This window comes from Micromonospora sp. NBC_00389, assembly GCF_036059255.1.
Classification (GTDB): Bacteria; Actinomycetota; Actinomycetes; order Mycobacteriales; family Micromonosporaceae; genus Micromonospora.
Window position 1 is genome coordinate 2,787,298 of the sequence record NZ_CP107947.1, and the last position, 17,567, is coordinate 2,804,864.

The 17,567-nt window shown below is 71.5% G+C and carries 14 protein-coding genes and 1 pseudogene; 2 read left to right on the top strand and 13 right to left on the bottom strand.

Annotated elements, in window-relative coordinates:
- Nucleotides 1–3: 3 nt before the first annotated feature.
- The 6 genes from hutH to OG470_RS13285 are packed head-to-tail and all read right to left on the bottom strand — an operon-like array spanning nt 4 to nt 7,776.
- A complete protein-coding gene (gene hutH, locus OG470_RS13260; protein WP_328424130.1) occupies nt 4–1,542 on the bottom strand; it encodes a histidine ammonia-lyase in 1,539 nt (512 codons plus the stop codon).
- Nucleotides 1,539–2,699, bottom strand: coding sequence for an imidazolonepropionase (gene hutI / locus OG470_RS13265; protein WP_328424132.1), 1,161 nt, complete (start codon nt 2,697–2,699; stop codon nt 1,539–1,541). The genes hutH and hutI overlap by 4 nt, the downstream gene beginning before the upstream one ends.
- Nucleotides 2,696–4,063 carry a formimidoylglutamate deiminase gene (locus OG470_RS13270; RefSeq protein WP_328424134.1) on the bottom strand — a complete coding sequence of 456 codons (1,368 nt, stop codon included), beginning with the start codon at nt 4,061–4,063 and terminating at the stop codon, nt 2,696–2,698. The genes hutI and OG470_RS13270 overlap by 4 nt, the downstream gene beginning before the upstream one ends.
- Complete coding sequence (locus OG470_RS13275; RefSeq protein ID WP_328424136.1) at nt 4,054–5,256, bottom strand: allantoate amidohydrolase; 1,203 nt, start codon at nt 5,254–5,256, stop codon at nt 4,054–4,056. The genes OG470_RS13270 and OG470_RS13275 overlap by 10 nt, the downstream gene beginning before the upstream one ends.
- The gene (hutU, locus tag OG470_RS13280; protein WP_328424138.1) at nt 5,253–6,908 is read right to left on the bottom strand and encodes a urocanate hydratase; all 1,656 of its coding nucleotides are present in this window, start codon (nt 6,906–6,908) and stop codon (nt 5,253–5,255) included. Before hutU ends, OG470_RS13275 begins: the two co-directional genes overlap by 4 nt.
- Before the next feature lie 16 nt (nt 6,909–6,924).
- Nucleotides 6,925–7,776: a MurR/RpiR family transcriptional regulator gene (locus tag OG470_RS13285; RefSeq protein WP_328424140.1), complete on the bottom strand. Its 852-nt coding sequence runs from the start codon at nt 7,774–7,776 to the stop codon at nt 6,925–6,927.
- A 146-nt stretch (nt 7,777–7,922) separates the two neighbouring features.
- Between OG470_RS13285 and OG470_RS13290 the strand changes: the two genes are divergently transcribed.
- Entirely contained in the window at nt 7,923–9,194 is a 1,272-nt protein-coding gene (locus OG470_RS13290) for a hypothetical protein (RefSeq protein WP_328424142.1), read from the top strand.
- The gene (locus OG470_RS13295) at nt 9,176–10,762 is read left to right on the top strand and encodes an O-antigen ligase family protein (RefSeq protein ID WP_328424144.1); all 1,587 of its coding nucleotides are present in this window, start codon (nt 9,176–9,178) and stop codon (nt 10,760–10,762) included. Before OG470_RS13290 ends, OG470_RS13295 begins: the two co-directional genes overlap by 19 nt.
- A 30-nt stretch (nt 10,763–10,792) precedes the next feature.
- Here OG470_RS13295 and OG470_RS13300 read toward each other — a convergent pair whose 3' ends face one another.
- The 7 genes and pseudogenes from OG470_RS13300 to OG470_RS13325 form a co-directional block, all read right to left on the bottom strand.
- Nucleotides 10,793–12,379, bottom strand: a complete 1,587-nt coding sequence (locus tag OG470_RS13300) for a hypothetical protein (protein WP_328424146.1) — start codon at nt 12,377–12,379, stop codon at nt 10,793–10,795.
- 114 nt (nt 12,380–12,493) lie between these two features.
- Entirely contained in the window at nt 12,494–13,033 is a 540-nt protein-coding gene (locus tag OG470_RS13305) for a hypothetical protein (protein ID WP_328424148.1), read from the bottom strand.
- 107 nt (nt 13,034–13,140) lie between these two features.
- A pseudogene (locus OG470_RS37215) lies at nt 13,141–13,740 on the bottom strand (acyltransferase family protein); the annotation flags it as partial.
- Between the two features lie 53 nt (nt 13,741–13,793).
- Nucleotides 13,794–14,660, bottom strand: coding sequence for a glycosyltransferase family 2 protein (locus OG470_RS13310; RefSeq protein WP_328424150.1), 867 nt, complete (start codon nt 14,658–14,660; stop codon nt 13,794–13,796).
- The gene (locus tag OG470_RS13315; protein ID WP_328424152.1) at nt 14,660–15,574 is read right to left on the bottom strand and encodes a glycosyltransferase family 2 protein; all 915 of its coding nucleotides are present in this window, start codon (nt 15,572–15,574) and stop codon (nt 14,660–14,662) included. The genes OG470_RS13310 and OG470_RS13315 overlap by 1 nt, the downstream gene beginning before the upstream one ends.
- Before the next feature lie 64 nt (nt 15,575–15,638).
- A complete protein-coding gene (locus OG470_RS13320; protein ID WP_328424154.1) occupies nt 15,639–16,718 on the bottom strand; it encodes a glycosyltransferase family 4 protein in 1,080 nt (359 codons plus the stop codon).
- The gene (locus tag OG470_RS13325; RefSeq protein ID WP_328424156.1) at nt 16,715–17,566 is read right to left on the bottom strand and encodes a glycosyltransferase family 2 protein; all 852 of its coding nucleotides are present in this window, start codon (nt 17,564–17,566) and stop codon (nt 16,715–16,717) included. Before OG470_RS13325 ends, OG470_RS13320 begins: the two co-directional genes overlap by 4 nt.
- Between the last annotated feature and the right edge of the window lies 1 nt (nt 17,567).

Here is a 17,567-nt window from a genome sequence, read left to right on the forward strand (position 1 = left end):
AGGTCAGCCCAGCGGGCCGACCTCCCGTTCGATGGCGGCGCGCAGTTCCGGTCCGGCCAGCACCGCGCGGGCCGCCTCCATCACCGGGGCGAGGAACACGTCCGGGCCCGGCTCACCGGCCGCTCCGCCCAGTGCGGCGACCGCGGCCCGGCCGGCCGGCGACGGCTCCAGCGGGGCACGCAGCTGAAGGCCGCGTACGCCGGCCAGCAGCTCCACCGCGAGCAGGCTGGTCAGGTTGTCCAGCACCGTGCGCAGCTTCTTGGCCGCCGCCCAGCCCATCGAGACGTGGTCCTCCTGCATACCGCTGGTGGGCAGTGAGTCCACCGAGGCCGGGGCGGCCAGTCGCCGGTTCTCCGCGACGATCCCGGCCGCCGTGTACTGAGCGATCATCAGCCCGGAGTTCACCCCGGCGTCGGGGGAGAGGAACGCCGGCAGCTCCCGGGAGCGGGTGACGTCCAGCAGCCGGTCCACCCGGCGCTCGGCGATCGCGCCCACCTCGGCGGCAGCGATGGCGAGGAAGTCCGCGGCGAAGCCGAGCGGCGCGCCGTGGAAGTTACCGGTCGACTCGACCCGGCCGTCCGGCAGCACCACCGGGTTGTCCACCACGGACACCAGCTCCCGACCCGCGACCGTGCGGACGAAGTCCAGGGTGTCCCGGGCCGCGCCGGCCACCTGCGGCGCGCAGCGCATCGAGTACGCGTCCTGCACGGCGTGCGCCAGGTCGTCGCGGTGCGAGTCCATCACCCTCGAGTCCTGCAGCAGCCGGTGGATGTTCGCCGCCGACGTCGCCTGGCCGGGGTGCGGCCGGATCGCGTGCAGCTCGGGAAGGAACGGCCGCTCCGAGCCGAGCATCGCCTCGATCGCCAGCGCGGCGGTCACGTCGGCCATGGCGAACAGGTGCGCCGCGTCGTGGATGGCCAGCAGCAGCATCCCGAGCATCCCGTCGGTGCCGTTGATCAGCGCCAGCCCCTCCTTGGCGGCCAGCTCGATCGGCTTGAGCCCCGCCGCGGCCAGCGCGTCCCCTGCGTCCTGCCGATCGCCGGCCGGGCCGAGCACCCAGCCCTCACCGAGCAGCACCAGCGCGCAGTGCGCCAGCGGCGCCAGGTCGCCGGAGGCGCCCAGCGAGCCGTGCTCCGGCACCCACGGGGTGATGTCGTGGTTGAGCAGGTCGACCAGCGCCTCGGCGATCAGCGGGCGGACTCCGGAGCGGCCCAGGGCGAGCGACCGGACCCGTAGCAGCATCATCGCCCGGACCACCTCGCGCGGCATCGGCGCGCCCACCCCGGCGGCGTGCGAGCGGATCAGCGCGTGTTGCAGCTCGGCCCGCCGCTCCGGGGCGACGAAGGTGTTGGCCAGCGCCCCGAACCCGGTCGAGACGCCGTACACGGGCCGCCCGGCGGCCTCGATGCCGTCCACGATCGCGCGGCTGGTCGCCATCGCCTCCCGGGTGGCCGGGTCGAGGACCACGGTGGCGGTGCCGCGGGCCACCGCGAGCACGTCGTCGGCGGAGATTCCGGTGGGTTGGATGGTCACGGTCGTCATTGGGGCACTCCGTTGAGCAGGACCTGGCGGATCAGTGGAACACCGGGCCGGTAGGCCAGGTGCAGGTACGAGGGGGCGTCCAGGACGACGAGGTCGGCCCGGGCGCCGGGGGTGAGCACGCCGATGTCGTCGCGGCGCAGCGCCCGCGCGCCGCCCAGCGTCGCGGCCCGGACCGCCTCCGCCGGGGTCATCCGCATCTCGCGGACGGCGAGGGCCACACAGAACGGCATGGACGAGGTGTACGACGAGCCGGGGTTGCAGTCGGTGGCCAGCGCGACGGTGACGCCGGCGTCGAGCAGCCGGCGGGCGTCCGGGTAGGGCGAGCGGGTGGAGAACTCGGCACCGGGCAGCAGGGTGGCCACGGTGGTCGCCGAGGCCAGCGCGTCCACGTCGGCGTCGCTGAGGTGGGTGCAGTGGTCGACGCTGGCGGCGTCCAGTTCCACGCCGAGCTGGACACCGGGGCCGGGGCCGAGCTGGTTGGCGTGCACCCGCACGCCCAGCCCGGCGGCCTGCCCGCAGGCGAGGACGGCCCGGGCGTGGTCGACGTCGAAGGCGCCCCGCTCGCAGAACACGTCGATCCACTTCGCGTGCGGCGCGGCTGCGGCCAGCATCGGCCCGCAGACCAGCCCGACGTAGTCGTCGGGACGGCCGGCGTACTCGGCGGGCACCACGTGCGCGCCGAGGAAGGTGGTCTCGGCGCTGGTCTCGGCGGCGATCCGCAGCGAGCGGGCCTCGTCGGCGACGGTCAGCCCGTACCCACTCTTGATCTCCATGGTGGTGGTGCCCTGGAGCAGCGCCTCCCCGCGCAACCGGCGTACGGTGGCCCGCAGCTCGTCGTCACTGGCGGCCCGGGTCGCGCCGACCGTGGTCCGGATGCCGCCGCCGGTGTACGGCTGTCCGGCCATCCGGGCGGCGAACTCGGCGGCCCGGTCGCCGGCGAAGACCAGGTGTGCGTGGCTGTCCACGAAGCCGGGCAGCACGGCGGCCCCACCGGCGTCGACCCGCCGGTCGGCGGCCGGCGCGTACGACGCCGGCCCGACCCAGGCCACCCGGCCGTCCTCGACCAGCACGGCCGCGTCGCGGCGGATGCCCAGCGGGCCCTCGCCAGCGCCGTTGGTGACCAGCTCCCCTATGTTGTCGACCAGCAGGCTGCTCATGCCGGTGTCACCGCCTCGATCGAGGCCGCCAACTCGGCCGGCACGTCCACGCTCAGGTGCCTGCCCTCGGCCACCACCACCCGGCCGTCCACCACGACCTGCTCGACGTCCGCCGCCCCGGCCGCGAAGAACGCGCCAACCGGCGGCACCCCGGCGGTGCGGGCGCTGTCCAGCCGTACCGTGACCAGGTCGGCGCGCGCTCCCACGGCGATCCGCCCGGCGTCGGCCCAGCCCAGCGCGGCGTGCCCGGCGGCGCTGGCGGCGCTGAGCAGCTCTACCGGGGTGAAGTGGCCGCGCCGCCGGGTGCGCAGCCGCTCGTCCAGCTCCACCGCCCGGGCCTCCTCGAAGAGGTCGATCACGGCGTGGCTGTCGCTGCCCAGGCTCAGCTGGATCCCCACGTCGGCCATCCGCCGCGCCGGGCCGATCCCGTCGGCCAGGTCCCGCTCGGTTGTCGGGCAGAGGCACGCCCCGGTCCGGCTCTCCCCCAGCAGCGTCAGGTCACCGCTGGTCGGGTGGGTGACGTGCACGGCCGTGGTGTTCGATCCGAGCACGCCGTGCTCGGCGAGCAGCGCGGTCGGCGTGCGGCCGTGTACGGCCCGGCACTCGTCGTTCTCGGCGGGCTGTTCGGAGAGGTGCACGTGCAGCGGCGCCGACCGGTCCCGTGCCCAGGCGGCCACCGTGCCGAGTTGGTCGGCGGGGACCGCCCGCACCGAGTGCACGGCAGCGCCGACCCGCGCGTGCCCGTCCGTCGGTTGGAACGCCGCCGCCCGCTCGGCCCACCGGGTCGCGTCGCCGTCACCGAAACGCCGCTGCGGCCCGGCCAGCGCCCGACCGTCCACGCCGGCGGTCAGGTAGCAGGTGTCCAGCAGGGTGAGCCGGATTCCGGCGTGCGCGGCGGCTTCGGCCAGGGCCGCACCCATCGCGTTCGGGTCGTCGTAGGCGCCGCCGTCGGGGCGATGGTGCAGGTAGTGGAACTCGCCGACGCAGGTGATCCCGGCCAGCGCCATCTCGGCGTAGACCGCCCGGGCCAGGGCGAGGTAGGTGTCCGGATCCAGGCGGTCCGCGACGGCGTACATCCGGTCCCGCCAGCTCCAGAAGTCGCCCCGGCCGCCGTGGGTGCGCCCGCGCAGTGCCCGGTGGAACGCGTGCGAGTGCACATTGGACAGCCCTGGCAGGGTCAGCCCGGGCAGTGGCACGGCGTCGGCGTACACCTCGACCCCGGCGGGTGGCCGGCTTCCGGTGGTCAGCGGCGTCACGCCGGTGATCCGCTCCCCGTCGGTCTCGATCAGCACGTCGGGCGTGGGCTCGGCGTAGTTGGGCAGCCAGGCGTACTCGGCGAGCCAGCGGGTCGGGGTCACCGGCATGTCAGCTCCTGGAGGACGCGGGCCAGAGCCCGTACCCCGGCGGCGCAGTCGGCGTCGGTGGCCGCCTCGGCGGGGGAGTGCGACACCCCGGTCGGATTGCGCACGAAGAGCATGGCGGTGGGCAGGTGCGCGGCGAGCACTCCGGCGTCGTGTCCCGCGCCGGTGGGCAGCACCGGCGCGTCGAGCAGTGTGGCCAGCCGGCCGGCCAGCCCGCCGTCGAAGGCGACCAGCGGCGTCGCTGACTCCTCGGTCAGCGTCACCGCCGTACCGTCGCGACGGGCCCGCTCGGCGATTTTGCCCCGCACCGCGTCGACCAATCCGGAGAGGGTCTCCGGGTCGGCGGCCCGGGCGTCCAGCCAGCCGGTGACCTTCGACGGGATGGCGTTGGTGGCGTTCGGCTCGACGGCGACCCGGCCCACGGTGGCGTGCGCGCCGCGCAGCCGGGCTTCCTTGTTGGCCGCCAGCACGGTGAACGCGTAGGTGAGCATCGGGTCGCGGCGGTCGGCCATCCGGGTGGTGCCCGCGTGGTTGCCCTCGCCGACGACGTCGAAGCGCCACCGGCCGTGCGGCCAGATGGCGCTGGCCACCGCGACCGGCGCGTCCGTCTCGACCAGCGCGCGGCCCTGCTCGACGTGCAGCTCCACGAAGGCGCCGAACCGGCCCAGCAGCTCCGGGCGGGCGCCTGCGGGCTGGTCGCCGAGCGCCTCGGCGAAGCTCACCCCGGCCGCGTCGCGCAGTCCGGCCGCGCGGTCGACCAGAAGCGCGCCGGTGAGCAGCCGCGACCCCAGGCACGGTACGCCGAAGCGTGCCCCTTCCTCCTCGACGAACGCGCCCAGCACCAGCGGTCGGCCCGGCGTGACGCCGGCGGCGCGCAATTCGTCGACGGCGAGGAACGCGCTGACGATGCCGAGCGGCCCGTCGTACGCCCCGCCGTGCGGCACCGAGTCGAAGTGGCTGCCGGTCAGCACCGCGTCCCCGGCCTCCGGGTCACCCCAGTGCGCGAAGAGGTTGCCGTTGCCGTCCTCGGTGACCGGCATGGCTCGGCGGTCGGCCTGCGACCGGAACCAGTTGCGTAGCTCCAGCTCTGGCTCGGTCAACGCGTAGCGCAGGTAGCCGCCGCTGCCGGCGTCCCGCCCGATCGGCGCGAGCTCGTCCCACAGCGTCCGGAACCGGCCGGGAAGGTCGTCGGTCACGCCGGCCCTTCCGTCATCGGGACGCGGACGCCAGTGCGTTCCGCGACCTCGCGGGCGGAGTCGTAGCCGGCGTCGACGTGACGGATCACACCCATGGCCGGGTCGTTGGTGAGTACCCGCTCGATCTTCTGCCCGGCGAGGGCGGTGCCGTCGGCCACACAGACCTGCCCGGCGTGGATGGAGCGGCCGATGCCCACCCCACCGCCGTGGTGGATGGACACCCAGGAGGCACCGCTGGCCGTGTTGACCAGTGCGTTGAGCAGCGGCCAGTCGGCGATCGCGTCGGAGCCGTCGGCCATTCCCTCGGTCTCCCGGTACGGGCTGGCCACGCTGCCGGTGTCCAGATGGTCCCGGCCGATCACCACCGGGGCGGAAAGCTCGCCGGAGGCGACCATGTCGTTGAATCGCACACCTGCCTTGTCCCGCTCGCCCTGGCCGAGCCAGCAGATCCGGGCCGGCAGGCCCTGGAAGGCGACCCGCTCACCGGCCAGCTTGATCCAGCGGGCCAGCGACTCGTTCTCCGGGAACAGCTTCAGGATCGCCCGGTCGGTGGCGGCGATGTCGGCCGGGTCGCCGGAGAGCGCCGCCCACCGGAACGGGCCCCTGCCCTCGCAGAACAACGGCCGGATGTACGCCGGCACGAAGCCGGGGAAGGCGAAGGCGCGCTGGTAGCCGCCGAGCTGCGCCTCGCCCCGGATCGAGTTGCCGTAGTCGAAGACCTCGGCGCCGGCGTCGAGGAAGCCGACCATCGCCTCGACGTGCTTCGCCATCGACGCCCGGGCCCGGTCGGTGAACTCGGCTGGCTTCGCCGCCGCGTAATCCCGGGCGTCGGCCAGTTCCACCCCCACCGGCAGGTACGCCAGCGGGTCGTGCGCGCTGGTCTGGTCGGTCACGATGTCGATCTCGACGCCCCGGTTCAGCAGCTCGGGAAAGACCTCTGCGGCGTTGCCGACCACGCCGACGGAGAGGGCGCGCCGGTCCCGCTTCGCGGCCAGCACCCGCCGCACCGCGTCGTCCAGCGAGTCGGCCACCTCGTCCAGGTAGCGGTCGTGCACCCGGCGGTCGAGGCGGGTCCGGTCCACGTCGACGATCAGGCAGACGCCGCCGTTCATGGTGACCGCGAGGGGCTGCGCGCCGCCCATCCCGCCGCACCCGGCGGTGAGCGTCAGCGTGCCCGCGAGGGTGTCCTTGAACCGCTTGGCGGCCACGGCGGCGAACGTCTCGTAGGTGCCCTGGAGGATGCCCTGGGTGCCGATGTAGATCCACGAGCCGGCGGTCATCTGCCCGTACATGGTCAGGCCCAGCTGCTCCAGCCGGCGGAACTCCGGCCAGGTAGCCCAGTCGCCGACCAGGTTGGAGTTGGCCAGCAGCACCCGGGGTGCCCACTCGTGGGTGCGCATCACCCCGACCGGACGGCCCGACTGCACCAGCATCGTCTCGTCCTCGCGCAGGTCGGTCAGCGTGCGGACCAGCGCGTGGTACGACGGCCAGTCCCGCGCGGCCTTGCCGGTGCCGCCGTAGACCACCAGGTCGTCGGGGCGTTCGGCCACCTCGGGGTCGAGGTTGTTCATGAGCATCCGCAGGGCGGCCTCCTGCGGCCACCCACGGGCGGTGAGCTGGCTGCCCCGTGCGGCACGGACGGGCTGGGTCATCTCTGGTCTTCTCCGGTCATCCGAGGAATAGCTGACGGCGGGTGGCGGAGGCTTCGAACGCCTCCAGTCGGCGCTGGGTGTCGGCCGGCGCGGCGTCGCAGATCGCCTGCAACAGCACCATGGCCAGGGTCATCGGGGCGGTGTGCAGGTCGAAGACGAGTTGGGCGCCGACCGCGGCGGGCAGCACCACGTCGGCGTGCTCGGTGGCCGGGCTGACCGGGGAGTCGGTGATCGCCACCACGGTCAACCCGGCGGCGCGTGCCTCGCGCAGCGCGTCCAGGGTCTCCCGGGGGTAGCGGGGCAGCACGAAGGCGAGCAGCGCGCCGGCCCCGGCCTCGGCTGCCTGCTCTAGGCGGTCGGTGAGCAGGCTGCCGCCGTCGTCGAGCACCCGCACGTCCGGGTGCACCTTGGCCGCGAAGTAGGCGAAGTAGGCGGCCAGGGGCGCGGCGGCCCGCAGGCCGAGCACCGGCAGCGGGCGGCTGGCGGCGAGCAGCCGGCCGGTCTCGGCGAGCCGGTGCCGGTCGGCGAGCTGACCGGCGAGCCGGTCCAGGTTGCCCATCTCGGCGCGTACCGCCTGCTGGAGTTCGTTGCCGGCGTCCGCCGGTCCGCCGGGCGCGGCGGTGGTCAGGTCGCGCAGCCGGCGGCGCAGGGCCGGGTAGCCGTCGTGGCCGAGTGCGACGGCGAAGCGGGTGACCGACGGCTGGCTGACCCCGGCCAACTCGGCGACCTCGGCCGCGGAGAGGTACGCCACGGCCGGGGCGTGCTGGACGAGGCAGTGCGCGATCCGGCGCTGGGTCGGGGTGAGTCGCACCCCGTCGAACAGATCGAGCACCTGCTCGACCGGCGCCCCGACAGCTCCTTCATTCACGCCAGGACTCTATGCATCAAAACTTTCAGACGGCAAGGGTTCGCATGAACCACTCGTTCTACCGACCTGTCGTTCGGCCGACCGGCGGGACGCTGAGTTGGCACAGGCTCTGTAGGATCCGCACGGCGGTTGAGCGGAGGAGTGGCATGCAGCCGGAGAGCCCGTACAGGTACACCCATTTGTTGGGCGCGTGCCAGGTTGGTAAGGCCTGGGCGGCAGTGGACGGGCAGGGGCAGTTCGCCACCGTGGCCGTGTTGGACGGGGTCGCCGCGTCCGACCAGCGCTGGCGCGAAGCCTTCGGCACCGCGGCCAACGCGCTGGCGCAGGCCGCCGGCGGTCACCAGTACGCCGCAGCCGACCTGTCGGCCGCCCACCCCTGGGTGGCCTACCGGGCCGAGCAGGGGCACGCCCCGCAGCGGCTCTTCCAGAGCCTCGGCATGGACTACCAGCCGGTGCCCGACGTGCCGGTCTCGGCGCCCCCATCGTCGGCTCCGCCCTCGTCGGCGCCACCGGTGTCCGGCGTGCCGCAGCAGGTCAGCGGACCGCCGCAGTCGGTCTCCGGGGTGCCCGAGTTGGTGGCCCACATGCCGCAGCTGCCATGGGCGGTGCACACCAACCCGGTCTCCGGGCAGCCGGTGTCCGCGCCCCCGCAGCCGGTTTCGGGTATGCCGACCTCGCCGGCGGCGTCGCAGACCCCGGCGACCCCTCCCGCCAATGACCCGGCGCTGCCGTCCCCGGCCGCGTACGACCCCTTCGCGGGCACGGGCCGGCGGATCGCCCCGGTGCGGCCCGAGCCGAAGCGGCACAGCTGGCTCTACGTCGTTGGCGCGCTGGTGCTCGCCCTGGTCACCGGCACCGCGGGGTTCTTCGTCGGCAGTGCTGGCGGCGACGATGACGGCCCGCCCTCGCCGTCGGCCAGCGCCTCCCTCGCGCCGTACGAGGCGACGCAGTTCTCCATCAACAGCGCCATCTTCGAGGGCGAGCTGGCTCCGCTGGCAAAGCCCTGGCTGAGCCGGATCGGCGGCTGCGTGTCCTACAACGGGCCCGGTGCCCCGAAGCTGCCGGCCGACGAGAAGCAGCACGTCTTCTGCGACCACAGCGGCGCGTGGCTGCACTTCGTGCTCTACCCCGGGAAGACTCAGAAGGACTCGGCGCGCAAGTTCCGTCTGGGGCTCAACCTTTCCGGCGGTGCGCTGGCACCGGGGCTGCGCGAGGCGACCCGTACGACCGGTGGGGTGAGCAACACCGCTGGCAGCTACGTCGAGTACGCCTTCGACGGCGGGGATGGCCGGACCATCTGCGGTCTCTGGTGGGACCCGGACGACACGAACGGTGCCTTCTACGTCGAGACGCTCTGTGAAGAAGGCATCGCCGGGAACTGGGACGCTCTGCGGGATCTGTGGCGCCGCGGCAGCTGATGGTGGATACCTTCTATGCCGGAATGCGGGAGTTGACCGACAAGATCAAGAGCATGGGGCTCGCGTACCGCATCCTCAGCTTCGGCCTTGTCGTCCTGGCTGCCGCATTCCTGATGGCCGGCAGGTGGGACCTCTCGGTTGCGGTCGGCGTCGGTGCCGTGCTCGGTTGGGTGCTGCTGGAACCGGCCCGGACCACCTGGGCCGTGTTCGTCGTTGCCTTCACCATCCCGGTGACCATCAACTTCGGCTACCCGACCAACCCGTCGTACTCACTGCTGCTGCTTCTCTTCCTCCTCGCCGTCTGGGGGCGCCTTCTTCGCGCCGAACGCGACGGGTGGCGGCGGAACGTGATCCTGGCGGCGCTTCTCCTACCCCTGTCCGGGCTGCTCTCCGGAATGGTGCACTGGCACGGGGTCAAGCCGATCGCTGTCGGTCTCGCGCCTCTCGCGTGCGTCGGCGTGCTGTGTTGGCATGTTGTCGAGGAAGCGCGTCATGATCGACAGCTGATCATCCGAATCGCCCAGACGCTCACCTGGCTCAGCGTTCCGGTCGCGGTATTCGCCAAGTATCAGACGCTCTCGCTGAGCTGGCCGATCTTCGATCAATTCGCGTACCACTGGACCTACACCTCCGCGTTCGACGCGACACGGGCGGTCGGCATTTCGGGGCACCCCATCATCTACGGCAGCTTCGCCATGGCGATGGCTCTCGTTGCGCTGACCATCCGGGGCAGATTCTGGTACGTCCCCTTCACCGCCAACCTTGTTGGGTTGGTGCTGTCGGGCACCCGGAGCGCCTGGGTCGGCACAGTTCTCGCCCTCACCCTGTGGCTGCTCTTCCGATGGCGCAAGGTCTCCTTGCGCGGCATGGGTAGCGCGATCCTCATCACCGCGGTCGCCTTCGCGATCGTGGCTGTCAAGGCGCCGGGCTTCTCCTCCTCCTCATCCTCCACTCCGCCAGGGCCGGTCTGGTTCGCCGGTACGCCGACGGCCTCCGTTCCTGCCCCAGCATCCGAACCTCCCGCAGCGCAATCCCCCACCCCTGCGACCCCCGCCGCCACACCAAGCCACGGAGATTCCGTCGACGTGGCGGGGTCGCGCATCTCTGACCCCTTGGAATCGGCCAGCGCGAGTGCGCGCTTCACCCGGATCAGCGTCGTTTGGGACGGCATCACGCAGGACTGGTCGACGGTCCTGTTCGGGAACGGACCCGAGTCCAACGTTCGCTACCTGGAGAAGGTCGGTATCGGCGACGGTGAGGCGCAGGTCTTCGACAACACCTACCTGACCTTCTGGTACAACTACGGGCTGCTCGGCCTGGCCTGCCTGCTGGCGATCCTGCTGGTTCTCTACTGGCGCTTCCGCTCGCTGACGGCTCGCATCCTGCTCGTCGGGATCGCGGCCCAGGTCTTCTTCTTCGACGCATGGCTGTGGCTCGGGGCGGTGGCCGTGTTCGTCCTGGCGGTCGCATTGTCCGCTGCGGACAACACGTCGGAGTCAACCCGGCCGACGTCGGTGTTCGTTCCCGGAAGGCGGCGGCCGGAGCAGGAGAGCGAGCTGACGAGGTAGCCGCGGTGCGGCCAGTCGCGCCGGGGTTTGTCATCCCTCGCTGATCAACGCGACCGGCTCCAACCCATCGGTGACCTGTTCCACCCGGTAGCCGGTGAGCGCCGATCGCCAGGCTTCCACGTCCTCGCCGACGACGTGGGAGCGGATCAGCCAGATCCGAGCGCCACCCCGCCGTCCTGCCAACGTCAGCGCGCGGTCGAGGCCGGCACGGATACCTGCCGTGTCACGGTTCCGGATCACGACGACGTCGGACCGGGTGGGCATGTCGACCCACCAGCCGACGGTGTTGCCGTACGGTGCGACCAGCTTGACGTCGTCGTGTTGCGAGTAGAACGCGAAGCCGTACCACGCCGCGTTGTTCATGACGACGACGTCGTTCCTCGATCGGTGCGTGGCCACGTACTCGGTGGCCGCGCGGATGTCGGTCACCGCGATCGCGGTGTAGTAGAGCCCCGACTCGTTGCCGTCGAACCGGTACCAGCGGCCGTTGTTCATGGCGAACGTCCCGAGCAGAACCGCGCAGATCGTCGCGGTCATGGCGGTGGGCCACGCACGTGGGAGCCCGCGGCGGACGAGCGCGGCCACACCGCTCGCCAGGCCGGTGACCCCGATGCCGGCCACCGCCGCCGTCGTGACGAGCAGGAAGTGGGAGGTACGCAGCTCCAGCAGCGGATAGGACCTCGCGACCCCCAGCGATGTCACCGCCACCGGTAGCAGGATCACCGCGGTCGCGGAGGCGGGACGAGCCTGCCCGACGAGCGTCAGTACGCCAGCGACGAGCAGGCCGCCAACGACCAGGGCCGGCGCGCCGAGCACCGGGGTCAGGGCGTCGATCTGCCGGCCGAGGTAGTCGGGCAGATCGGTCAGGCTGGGAAAACTCCCGGCCCAGAACTGCTGCATCGCTTCATTTCTGCCCCTCGCCGAGATACCGAAGTAGACGATCGCGATGATCGCTGCGGCGGTGAGCCCGGCCACGGCCACCTCCGCGAGCCGCGCCCACTGGCGGCGGATCGCGGTGACCAGTAACAACCCGCCGAACACGCACGGAGCGGCGATGGCGGTCACGTGGCTGAACAGCATGCCCGCGGCGACCGCGCCCGTGATCACTCCGAGCCGCCTCCGCGACCAGGTCTGCTCCGTCCAGGCGCCCAGGGCGAGCAGGCACACCGTGACGGCGGCGTCGGCGGTGTACTGCTTGAGGTCATGACGGATCTGCTGGGCCGGGAGGAGTAGGACAGCCGCCCCGCAGACCATGCCCGCCACCATGCCGAGTCGCCGCGTCGGCCAGTGCAGCAAACGACCGAGCGCGTACGCGGCGCCAACCGAGAGCCCGTGGAACGCGAGCGGCACCACCCGTAGGTAGTCGGTGTCCGGCACCAGCCGCAGCAGGAGGCTCCACCCGATCGGGGTCGACGAGGTGGCCACCAGCAGATCGCTGAGCGGTAGCCGTACCGAGAGTGCCACCCATGCCTCGTCGAGCCAGTACGACGCCGTGAGCATGGTCTTGAGGTCGTGGACGACCGGGATGAAGGCCAGCAGAACGGCGACGGCGATCCAGTCGGCGGGGATGGGACGGCGCCCGGTCGCGGGTGCCGCCGACGTGTCGGAATGACTCACGTCCGCGCATGCGAGCTGTGTAACCACACGGATTCCCATCCCGAGTGCGGAACGGTCGGGCGTCATACTCCAACCTGACGGCGTCGTCGGAAGGAGCGAGACGCGCTGCCGGTCTTAAGCAGGTGCTGATGCAACGGCCGCTTCCCGGTGAAGTTCCGGTGTGGGGAAGCGACTGGGTGGTGCGGCGGTGCTCCCCTCCGATACGTCCTCAGTCGGGCCACCACCTCTCGGCGGTGCCGGTTCGTCGGGTCGCTCGCGTAGCTTGGATGGCGTCCAGTTCTTGAGCCGCAGCGCCGGCTTCTCGACCCAGTGCCATGAGAGCATCGCGAGCCCCGTACTGACCAGGGCGCTGGCCGTGAAGAAGCCGAGAAGACCGATTGCCTGCACCCCGAACTTGGCCATGACCTGCTGCACGACGAACGAGTAAATGTACACCCCGTACGAGTAGTCGTTGTGGTGTCCAACCCGGTGCAACGGCTTCGGCAGCCGCACGGCGAGCCAGAGGATGACGTACGCATAGGCGACCAGCCCCGGGCCGAAGAAGTTCCCACTGACGGCGAACCAGCCGAAGACGACCAGCGCGAGCACACCGAGTGCGTCGTTGATCGGCAAACGGTCGCTGCACAGCTCAGCGACCCCGCCGAGGAGGAACATGAAGCCGAACCAGAGAAGGTCGTTCTGTTGGAGCACGCCGAGCAGCGGCAGCGGCCCGATCGTCCCGTCATCCAGATTCCCTGCCCGTCGCTGCGATGCAGGAAGTAGTTCCAGCAGATGACCCCGAAGACGCCCACCGCGCCGAGCAGCGGAAGCCAGCGGAGCTGCCGGCGCAGGATGGTGAGAGCGGCCAGGACGGCTACCAACAGGTAGCAGTAGAACTCGTAGGCGAGCGTCCACAGCGATCCGTTGATCGTGTTTCCGCCCTGCCACCGCCAGTACGGCGTGTCACCCTGCAGCAGGTCACTGATCCCGAGTTGGCGGAGACCACCCCACCAGTTCTGCCGCAGGTCGTCGAGCGCGCCTCCGGGACTCCGCCACAATCCGTCGACTGTGCCGTGCCGATCGAGATAGAGCAGGGGTGCGACGACCAGGCCCGTGAGCAGGAGACAGACCCACAGGCCGGGCCAGATCCGCAGGGCCCGACGCCACAGGAAGCGGGGCACCGAGCTGCGCCGGGCGGAACGGACGATCAGGAACCCAGAGATCGTGAAGAATCCGGCCACTGCCACGTCGCCCACGTCGAGCCGCTGCATGAGCGGACGCCCGAAGTCGAGCGCCGCCGTGTGGGACAGCACCACGATGAGCGCGAATGCGAGCCGGAGGGCCCCGAAACTGTTCGCGCGTCCGCGATACGCCTCGGCCATCGGCTGCCACGTCGTTGTTCGTCGCACCGAACGCCGCAGGAGCGAGGAGGGCACTAGCTGGACGTCGCCCGCGGGGCTGACATGGGTACGGGTTCACCCGCGCCGTGGTCCGTAGCCACCGGTGAACCGATCAGGCGTGCCGCCCGCCGGTGTCGTCGAGCGGCTAGGGGCAGACCGACCAGGAACTCGGGAAACATGCCGAAGAAGGTCTTGGCGCTCTGCAACTCCAAGGTGTGCGCCCGCGACCACTGGAAGGAGTTTGTCGCACGTGCCCAGTGGTGGGTCCAGCGGACGTCGCCGAGCAGGGCGACCGGGAGGCCGTGTCGCCATGCCCGCAGCCCGAGCTCGTGGTCCTCGTAGTAGAGGAAGAACCGCTCGTTCCACTCACCCATCGCGATGAAGTCGGCGGTGCGGGCGGCGACCGCCGCGCCCATGACCCAGGCGACGTAGACCGCCTCACCGGCATTGGCCACCACCCGGTAGGTCGCGTGCAGCCGGGAGAGGGGCCAGATCTTCCGGTTGCCCAGCTTGGCGGTGGCGTAGGGGAAACCTCGCCCGTTGGGCTGGGGGACCCCCTCCGTGGAGAGCAACTGGGGAGCGACCAGACCACCGTGGGCGTCGAGGTGCCGCCGGAGCACGTCGAAACCGTCCGGGCCGATTTCGAGGTCGGGGTTGGCGAACAGAATGTACTGACCAGCCGCCTCGCGTACGCCGACGTTGTTGGCCCTGGAGAAGCCGACGTTCTCCGGTAGCCGGATGACCCGGGCACCCAGCTCCTCCGCCACCGCGACCGAGTCGTCGGCGGAGCAGTTGTCGACGACGATCCACTCGTAGGGCTTGTCGGCGTCGCGCCAGCACTGGCGGAGGGTGTCCGCCGAGTTGTAGGTGACCGTTACGACACTCCACTGGTGTCCTGCCATCACGCGCTCCGAACTCTCAGATAGCTGAACAGGGTTGCAAAGCCGAACCGCTTGCCCTTCCACTGCCGGCGGGCGGCCGGCCCCTCGATCAGTCCACGTCCCACGCCGCGCAGGAACGGTCGCAGCAGGCCCTGACTCGCGCGTCGGGCGGCCAGCGCCAGGTGCGCCAACGCGAGGATCGGGATCGCGACGAGCATCAGCGGCCAGGTGAAGGTCCGGGCCGCGACCAGGAGCCGGTTGCGGGCCAGCAGGAACGCCCGGAATCCCTGGAGCTTGTTGTCGCCCTCGACGCTGTGGCCCCCGGCGTGCGGGAGCATGATGTCCAGCCGGCGGGTGCGCAGGCCCTCCGCATAGAGCCGGAAGGCGAGGTCGGCGTCCTCGCCCCAGGCGAACAGGTGCTCGTAGAATCCGCCGAAGCGGCGGAAGAGCGCGGTCGGGAAGACGGCCGCGCCGCCGGACGGACCGAGTGGCCCCCGCGGCACCGTCGCGGCCCGGTCGATGAAGAGCGAGACCGGGTGCAGGTCGATGCCGACGTACTCGCCGCCGTGCATGGCCAGGCCGACCGCGATCGGGTTGCCAGGGTCAGCCTCGATGGTGGCGCAGAGACGGGCCAACGCGCCCTCCGGCAGCCAGACGTCCGGGTTCAGCAGCAGGACATGGCTTGTCTCCGCCGCCGCGACGGCCCGGTTGCAGCCCGCCGCGAAACCCGGATTCGACGAGTCCGGGAGGTACTGGTACCGGTCGTCGTCCAGACAACTGGCGATGACCTTCGCGCACCCGTCCTCCGGCCAGTTGTCGGCGAAGATGAACCGCACCGGGAGCCCGTCGGCAGCGCGTACCCAGGTCGGCAGCGTTTCGGCGAGCATGTCGCTGGACCGGTAGAGGACCGTGACGATGGTCAGCGTCTCTGCCACTCGGGCACCCCCCTCATCATTGGTTGGTCATTCAAGGAAAGCCGGGCAGGACAACGCGTGCTGGTCACAGCAGCGAGCGGTACAGGTCCTGCCAGCGGGTCACGCACCGGTCGAAGGCGTACTCCTCGGCGTACCACTCGGCCACCCGCTGCCCCTCGTCTGGCGCGCGGCGGCCGACCGCCTCCCGAATGGAACCGGCGAGCGCGGCGGGCGCGAGGTCCGCCTGGAACGCCAGCGTGCCCGTGGCATGCCGGGTGACCTCGGCCAGGCCGCCGGCCCCGGTGTGCACAACGGGTACGCCCAGGGACAGCGCCTCCAGCGCGCTGAGCCCGAACGACTCGACCCGGGAGGGCACCACCAGGCAGTCGATCTGCTGCAGGAAATCCGCGGCCGTGACCCGGCCGACGAGTTCGAGGTTCGGTCGGGCGGCGATCGGCAGTGAGCCGGCGCCAGCGACCTTGAAGTCCACGTCCGGGAGGAGGCCGGCGATCTCGGGTAGGAGGTCAACCCCCTTCTCCTTCTCCAACCGGCCGAGGTAGCCGACCAGCGGCCGCCGACCCGGCTCCCGCGGGTGCGCGGGCTTCGGGCTGGGCCAGGTGGCCGGCAGCGGGTTCGGGATCACATGGATGTTCTTGACGCGGCCCCGGTCGCGCAGCTCGGCGGCCTCGAACTCGGACACCGCCACCGTCGCGTGTGGCCGGGCGCGGCGCATCGCCAGGTCCAGGGTGATGTTGGACTGGATGGCGGCCTTCTGCTGAAGTGACGCGGCGGTGTCCCGGTACTGCCAGAGGCTGTTGTGCAGCGTGACCACGAGCGGGGTCCGCTTGCGCTCCATGCTCAGCGCCGCCCGGGAGTGCATCGCCGCCGACAGCAGGTGGGCGCAGACCACATCCGGCTGCACCTCGGTGACGAGGCGGCGGATCTCCCGGGCATAGGCCAGGTCGATCCGGCTGGTGGCGCTGAGCCCGATCCAGGGCACCCCGGCCTCGCGCAACGCATGGCCCACCTCGTCGTCCGAGGTGGCGGCGATGACCTCGACACCCGTCCGGGCATGAGCCGGGATGATTTCGGTCAGGATCCGTTCCGCGCCGCCGAGTTGCCGCCGTCCGGAGCCGCCTGTGGTGCAGACAAACAACACCTTCACGAGGCACGCAGTCCCTCGACGGCACCGCGCGCGATCGCCCGGCGGACGGGGTTTCCGCCCACCGCCGCCCGCAGCAGCACCCCGCCCACGTACGCCGTCGTGGCGATGCGGCCGCGCCGGCCGCCCATGTCCCGGCTCGCCCGGATGAACTCTCGGGTACGGCGCTGGGAGATCTCCTCCTCGGACCAGCGCCGCTTGGCGGTCGCATCGTCCTCGTGCATGATCACGGCCTCCGGCACGTACGCCAGCCGCATGCCCTGTTGACGCACGGCCCAGCACAGCCGCATGTCCTCGGAGTAGAAGAAGGACGTCTCGTCGACGCCGCCGATGGCGTCGAAGGTGCTCCGGCGCATGGCCACGAAGGGCCCGGTCAGCCAGTCCGCCTTTTCCGGCGGCGCGACGATCCGCAGGTTCGGCAGCACGAGGCTCAGCCCGGTGGCGTGGGCGAAACCGACGCCCATGCTCAGGAACCGCCCGCCCTCCGTCTGCGACACACCCGCTGGCGTCACCACGCCGGGGAAGGCCGCACCCACCTTGGGGTCCTCGAGGGCGGCCAGCAGTCGGGTCACGGCATCGGCGTGCACGATGATGTCGTTGTTGGAGAGGATGACGTTCGCCCGGCTCGTGTGACGCACGCCGAGGTTCATTCCCCGTGCGTACCCCAGGTTCGAGCCGGACTGGACGTACCGGACACCCTGCTGGGCGCAGAACTCGCTCAACGCCTCCTGGATGTGCGGGGAGCTGCCGTTGTCCACGACAACGATCTCCGCCGCGCTCGGCAGCGACAGGACGCAGGCGCGGGTGCGCTCGAAGTCCTCCCACGCGAGGACAACAATGGAGACATCCATG

Excerpts from the sequence above, each read along its gene's own strand:
- OG470_RS13270 (WP_328424134.1), bottom strand. The coding sequence starts at position 4,063 with ATGCCGGTGACCCCGACCCGCTGGCTCGCCGAGTACGCCTGGCTGCCC.
- OG470_RS13290 (WP_328424142.1), top strand. The coding sequence starts at position 7,923 with ATGCAGCCGGAGAGCCCGTACAGGTACACCCATTTGTTGGGCGCGTGC.
- OG470_RS13305 (WP_328424148.1), bottom strand. The coding sequence starts at position 13,033 with ATGTTCCTCCTCGGCGGGGTCGCTGAGCTGTGCAGCGACCGTTTGCCG.
- hutH (WP_328424130.1), bottom strand. The coding sequence starts at position 1,542 with ATGACGACCGTGACCATCCAACCCACCGGAATCTCCGCCGACGACGTG.
- OG470_RS13325 (WP_328424156.1), bottom strand. The coding sequence starts at position 17,566 with ATGGATGTCTCCATTGTTGTCCTCGCGTGGGAGGACTTCGAGCGCACC.
- hutU (WP_328424138.1), bottom strand. The coding sequence starts at position 6,908 with ATGACCCAGCCCGTCCGTGCCGCACGGGGCAGCCAGCTCACCGCCCGT.
- hutI (WP_328424132.1), bottom strand. The coding sequence starts at position 2,699 with ATGAGCAGCCTGCTGGTCGACAACATAGGGGAGCTGGTCACCAACGGC.
- OG470_RS13310 (WP_328424150.1), bottom strand. The coding sequence starts at position 14,660 with ATGGCAGGACACCAGTGGAGTGTCGTAACGGTCACCTACAACTCGGCG.